7 protein-coding genes are annotated in these 4923 nt (G+C 59.4%); 1 reads left to right on the plus strand and 6 read right to left on the minus strand.

Translation table 11 applies throughout. The features are described from left to right. Positions 1-153 precede the first annotated feature (153 nt). The 6 genes from ABYO54_RS13955 to ABYO54_RS13980 all read right to left on the minus strand — a co-directional run bounded on the left by ABYO54_RS13955 (position 154) and on the right by ABYO54_RS13980 (position 3667). Positions 154-411 carry a hypothetical protein gene (locus ABYO54_RS13955; protein WP_372808859.1) on the minus strand — a complete coding sequence of 86 codons (258 nt, stop codon included), beginning with the start codon at positions 409-411 and terminating at the stop codon, positions 154-156. A 31-nt stretch (positions 412-442) separates the two neighbouring features. Beyond that, complete coding sequence (locus ABYO54_RS13960; protein ID WP_372808860.1) at positions 443-1171, minus strand: hypothetical protein; 729 nt, start codon at positions 1169-1171, stop codon at positions 443-445. Next, on the minus strand, positions 1168-1485 hold the full coding sequence (locus ABYO54_RS13965; RefSeq protein ID WP_372808861.1) for a hypothetical protein: 318 nt from the start codon (positions 1483-1485) through the stop codon (positions 1168-1170). The genes ABYO54_RS13960 and ABYO54_RS13965 overlap by 4 nt, the downstream gene beginning before the upstream one ends. Positions 1486-1625: 140 nt before the next feature. Beyond that, complete coding sequence (locus ABYO54_RS13970; RefSeq protein ID WP_372808862.1) at positions 1626-2192, minus strand: hypothetical protein; 567 nt, start codon at positions 2190-2192, stop codon at positions 1626-1628. Between the two features lie 54 nt (positions 2193-2246). Beyond that, positions 2247-2351 carry a prepilin-type N-terminal cleavage/methylation domain-containing protein gene (locus tag ABYO54_RS13975; RefSeq protein ID WP_372808863.1) on the minus strand — a complete coding sequence of 35 codons (105 nt, stop codon included), beginning with the start codon at positions 2349-2351 and terminating at the stop codon, positions 2247-2249. After that, entirely contained in the window at positions 2348-3667 is a 1320-nt protein-coding gene (locus ABYO54_RS13980) for an FAD-dependent oxidoreductase (protein WP_372808864.1), read from the minus strand. Before ABYO54_RS13980 ends, ABYO54_RS13975 begins: the two co-directional genes overlap by 4 nt. A gap of 475 nt (positions 3668-4142) precedes the next feature. Here ABYO54_RS13980 and ABYO54_RS13985 point away from each other — a divergent pair. Continuing rightward, the coding region (locus tag ABYO54_RS13985) for a PocR ligand-binding domain-containing protein (RefSeq protein ID WP_372808865.1) at positions 4143-4923 on the plus strand (781 nt) is incomplete at its 3' end.

Here is a 4923-nt window from a genome sequence, read left to right on the forward strand (position 1 = left end):
CCGGGCTGCGCATGGAACCGCGAATCGAATCCGGGCGCGGCCAGCATGGCGCCCAACGGTGGATCGAAGGCATACTCGACCGGCATCGCCGCCGGAACCGCTTCTTTGACCTTGCCGGGTTAGCCTCCTTCCAGGCATTCCAGGAGAGTTTGATCAGGACTTCATGGTCCGACAACTTGTACTCCGGCGCCGTGGCGCACTGAAAACCGGGCGGCGGTTGCGCAGCACTTCGACAAAGGCCAGCTTCGAGTCGGCAAAGGCGCGGAAGCGGGTTTCGGCGACGCCGGATGAGGCCAGTTCCCGGACGGGGAAGACGTGGACGACATTTCCCGCCAAGTTCAGCAGTTCCAGCCGAACTTTGTAGTCGGCCTGGGCAGCGGTATCCGGAACATTGAGCAGTTCGAAGTCCATCTCCTAACCCGGCGCCAGCTGGGGCCGGTAGCTAAGGATCATGTTCGGTACCGCCGGATCGTCCCCCGGCAAGGGAGAATTCGGCTCGCCTTTCATGCGGCTGCTTCATCACCTCGTTCAACAGCGGGATGACGATATCGCGGTAGAACGCGGCGTAGAAGCGGTTAGTGTGAGGCGGTTCGACCAGATGGTTCTGCCCGGCAAAGTGGATCCCGTCGCAGACCGCCAGGTAGGAGTTCAGATAGGTCGTAGAGACATCGATGTTCAGCATGCCGATGCCATCGGCGCCGGACATCCGCATCAGCTCAACCGTGCGGGCGAAATTGGCGGGACCGCCCACCCGGTAGGGATCCGCCCCGTCCGCCCCTTCCTCCAGGCTGCGGTCCAGCATCAATATGCGGTCCGCGTAATAGTCCGGATCAAAAAACCAGTTGTTCTGAAGGGCGTACTTCACATGCGCCCGGACCGCCACATAGGGTCTGGGCAGAACCCGCTTCCGGGGCTGGCCCAGCCGCAGCGCTTTGACCAGGCCGGACCGTCGTTTCAGCCGTATCTGCATGGCCCCGGACAACTCCTTGCCGGTCAGCGCCTTGTCGTAGTTTATGTAGACGCGGACCTCGCGGTTTTTCTGTCGGGGAACGTTGGCCAGGTCATAGGCCACCTCGTTCCATTCTCCCGCCTCCAGCGCCGGGCGCAGTGGTTTAAGGGAAGCCTCTTCCAACTTGTGATAGAGGCGGTCGTTGCGCAAGGCCACTTTCAACGACTTCGAGTCGATCGCCACGGACGGCTTGGCCGGACCTCCAAACAGTCGAACCCCTCCCAGTTCGAGGGCTTGTACGTGATGGCGATGGCCGACCGCGCCGCCTGCGGGGAACCGGAAAATTGGATCGTCGAATCGCCGGCAAGTTCAACCTGCGAACCGTCCAGATCAACCGCCTCGAGGTGCCGGGTCTTCATGTTCAACATCACATCCCTTGACTTGCCCCCGGCATGCCCGTTCGGCGACAGTGTGAAAGCAACGGCCATCATCGTACCTAAAGCGTTTTTAAAAAGCCTGTTCATCATTGAATCCATTACAAAAAGTCCAGTCGTGCCCCAACCACGCTAAGATCGCTCTGCGCCGGGGCTGAAAGCCAAGTAGCGCGCCGGGCCCCGGTGCGCCAATAGTTCAACGGGGCCCGTTGAACCCACGCCCTCCTCGACCTAAAAAACCCTCAATCCTCACCCCAAAACGTAAACACCCCCAGCGGGGCCGCATAGGTGGCGGCCGCGTGACTGCCGATGATCTCCTTGGAATAGTAATTCACGTAGGCGACATGCCCGTCGGCAAAATACATGTTGGTGCGCTTGTTTCCGCTGTCATGACGGTAGGCAATCTGCAGATTGGTCGGAGTGCTGGCGCTGGTACTGGCCGAGATATTCTGTCCCGAGTTCGCCCCGATCAGGCAGCCGGTCGTCGGCACCCGTTCGCCCAGAACCAACATCCCCGTGGGATTGGGAATCGTATTGAATTTAAGGGATTGGGGCGTAGCATCGGCAATGCCCCTGAAACGTTCGTCGCTCCAGCTCCGGCCGCTGTTGATCGCATAGCTGCGGGGAGCCGTATAGATCGAACTCCGCTTCAACTTGTCGCTCGGACAATGGAATATCCCCGCAGCCACGTTGTCGATACTCCGGTCGCTGGACGTATAGAGCAGAACCAGCGAATCCCAGATCGGAATGTTGCTGCCGGTATTGCCGCGATGGGGGAAATAATCATTGTTGTCATCGATGTACATCATAAACGCCGTGCTCAACTGCTTCAGGTTGCTCAGGCAACTGATTTGCTGCGCCTTCTACCGAGCTTGATTCAACGCCGGCAGCAACATCGCCGCCAGAATCGATATGATCGCTATGACCACCAAAAGCTCGATCAGCGTGAAGTTTCGAATCCGTCTCATAGCAACACTCCTTCCTGTTGGTTTACCATCGTTCCGAATTGGGAAAAGAACACATCGCTGGCAGCGTCCCTCGGCTGTTTCCCCGCTTTTGCGGCAATCGTGGCGCAGACGCCGGCGGCCTCGCCGAGCACCGCGGCGTTGCCGGTAACCCGGTAGCTTGCGTGGGCGTAGAAATCGCCGCTGATGCAGCGACCGGCCATCATCAGGTTGGGAACATCGGCGCTGATCAAAGCCCGCAGGGGAATGTCGTACGGCTTCACGGCGCAGGGAGGCACTTCAATGCCGCCGGTGGAGGCATCGAGCGCATGGACATCGACACAGAATGTCGAGCGACAGACCGCATCGGCGTGACGGGCTCCGGATTTGAGATCCTCCAGGGAGACTTCGTATAGCCCTTTTATCCGGCGTCCTTCCCGCACCCCAATGTGCTCCGCAGTCGCCGCCAGTTGGATCTTCTCCCATACCCCGCCTCGCCGGCGAAGGGTTTCGACCTGCCGATGGATCTCCCGCCGCGCCTCAAGGGTAGCCCGGGTCACATCGTCGGCATCCGTTCCCTTCCCACCGTATTGGTGGTTCGCCATCAGGAAATAGAGTTCCCCGCCCAAGTGAAACAGCGAGGTATCGTGATAGCTGGGCTCGACACCCTCGGCAAGCAAATCGGTCCTCAACGCTTCGATCGCCTGTTCGCGCGGAGAATAGTTCATCACATAGGCGGCGGCGTCCGTCGGATCGACACCCGTAACCAAAGCCAGCAGCGACATAGGCTGGATCTGCCCGTTCGGATTGCCTACTGCATAGCGGCAGCCACTAAGCGCGCCCAGGTCGCCGTCTCCAGTCGCGTCGATAAACACCTTCCCACGCCAGGCTTCGCGCCCCGACTTGGACTCGGTCACCACCGCCTTCAGTTCCCCGGCACCATCCTTGACCACATCCGCCACCAGCGTATGCAGACGGATGCGAACATTCGCTCGGCTGCACAATGTCTCCAGGACCAACTTCATTCCTTCCGGATCGAAAGGCACCGACGACCGCCGGCTCGGACTAGCCGGCACACAGCCCATACTGGCCAGCTCCTCAATGATTTCGGCAAGCAACCCATTCTTGCCAGCCGAATCGATGATCCACCCCAGAGCCCCGGCCGTCCAGGTGCCGCCCAGACACCCCCCCCGCTCCAGCAACACGGTCCTGGCTCCACGCCGGGCCGCCGCGATGGCCGCACAAACCCCGGCCGGGCCGCCCCCGGACACAATCACATCCGCGTCCGCGACCACCGGCACCTGCCGGGATTTTTCTTCTAGATAGTTCATATCGGTCATTTCAGGTTTCGGGTTTCGGGTGTCAGGACCGCAATCGAATCGTGATCGCGCTCATAATCGCGCTCGTGATCGAACAGTTAGGTTTCAGGTTTCAGGCTTCGGGTTTCAGGACCGCAATCGAATCGTGATCGACCGCCTCAGGCGGATGACCGGCTAGTGGTCACGTCTTGATTAAACGTTGGCACCTGAAGCTCGATCACGATTACGAGCGCGATTACGATTTTCGAAAACGGTCCATGGTCACCTAAACCTTACCGAACCGAATCGCATTGCACAATTCACAATTCGGCTTATTTTTTGTACAAAACGGCTGAACCAGGTATCTTCTTACATAATTGGCCGTATTGGGACCGCCGGGGAATTAGGTGGGAGGTAGTTCGAAGATTAGGGTCTGTTTTTTGCCTCCCTTAATCTTTCTCCCTAATCTTTCACCTTAATCTGCTCGATGGATGGCATTGATATAAGAAGATCAATAATGCAGCTCCTCGCTAAAATCCCCGCCCCCCGCTTCGACCAGTCCCTCGAAGCCGCTCTGCAGGATGTGGAACGGGCCTTCGGCATCCGCCTAACCATTCACGACCTGAAAGGGCGCCTGCGACACCCCGACGGCCAACCGCTGCTGCCCGGACGCAATGTGCATCAACACCCGTGCTGCAGACGGATGCGCTACAAGGAGCCGGGCTGGAATCGGCGTTGCTACGACGACTGCTTCAAGCAGACTGAGCACACTGCCAACACCTTGCAAAAACCGTTCGTCAAACGCTGCTGGAAAGGGATGGCCGAGCTGCTGGTACCGGTGTTTCTCCGGAACCAGCATCTTCTCTCCATTCTGGCCGGAGTCTTCCGCCATCCCGACGGCATTCCGCCCGAAACCACTCTGCCCGACTGGTTCCACAGGGAATACGCCAAACTTCCCCTGTTGGATTCCGCCAAGCTGGAAACCCTTGTCAGCATACTGCAGCTGATCGGCCGGGGGATCCTGCTGGGGGAGGAGAACGAACAGGATAGAGGTGGACCAACCGACCGCAAAGCCCAGATCCACCAGTTCTTCGAAGACTATGCGCACAAGGACGTCGGCGTTCCGGACCTGGCCCGGCAGCTGGGCGTGTCGCCGTCGCGGGCCCGACATTTGGTGAAGGAGCTGACCAACCGCAACTTCAAAGCACTGCTTGAGGAGGAGCGCATGCTACGGGCTGGGGCCCTGCTGCAAGCCCACAACCACCCCCTGAAAGTCGTCGCCGAGACCGTCGGCTACC

Source organism: Pontiella sp., assembly GCF_041622395.1.
GTDB lineage: Bacteria > Verrucomicrobiota > Kiritimatiellia > Kiritimatiellales > Pontiellaceae > Pontiella.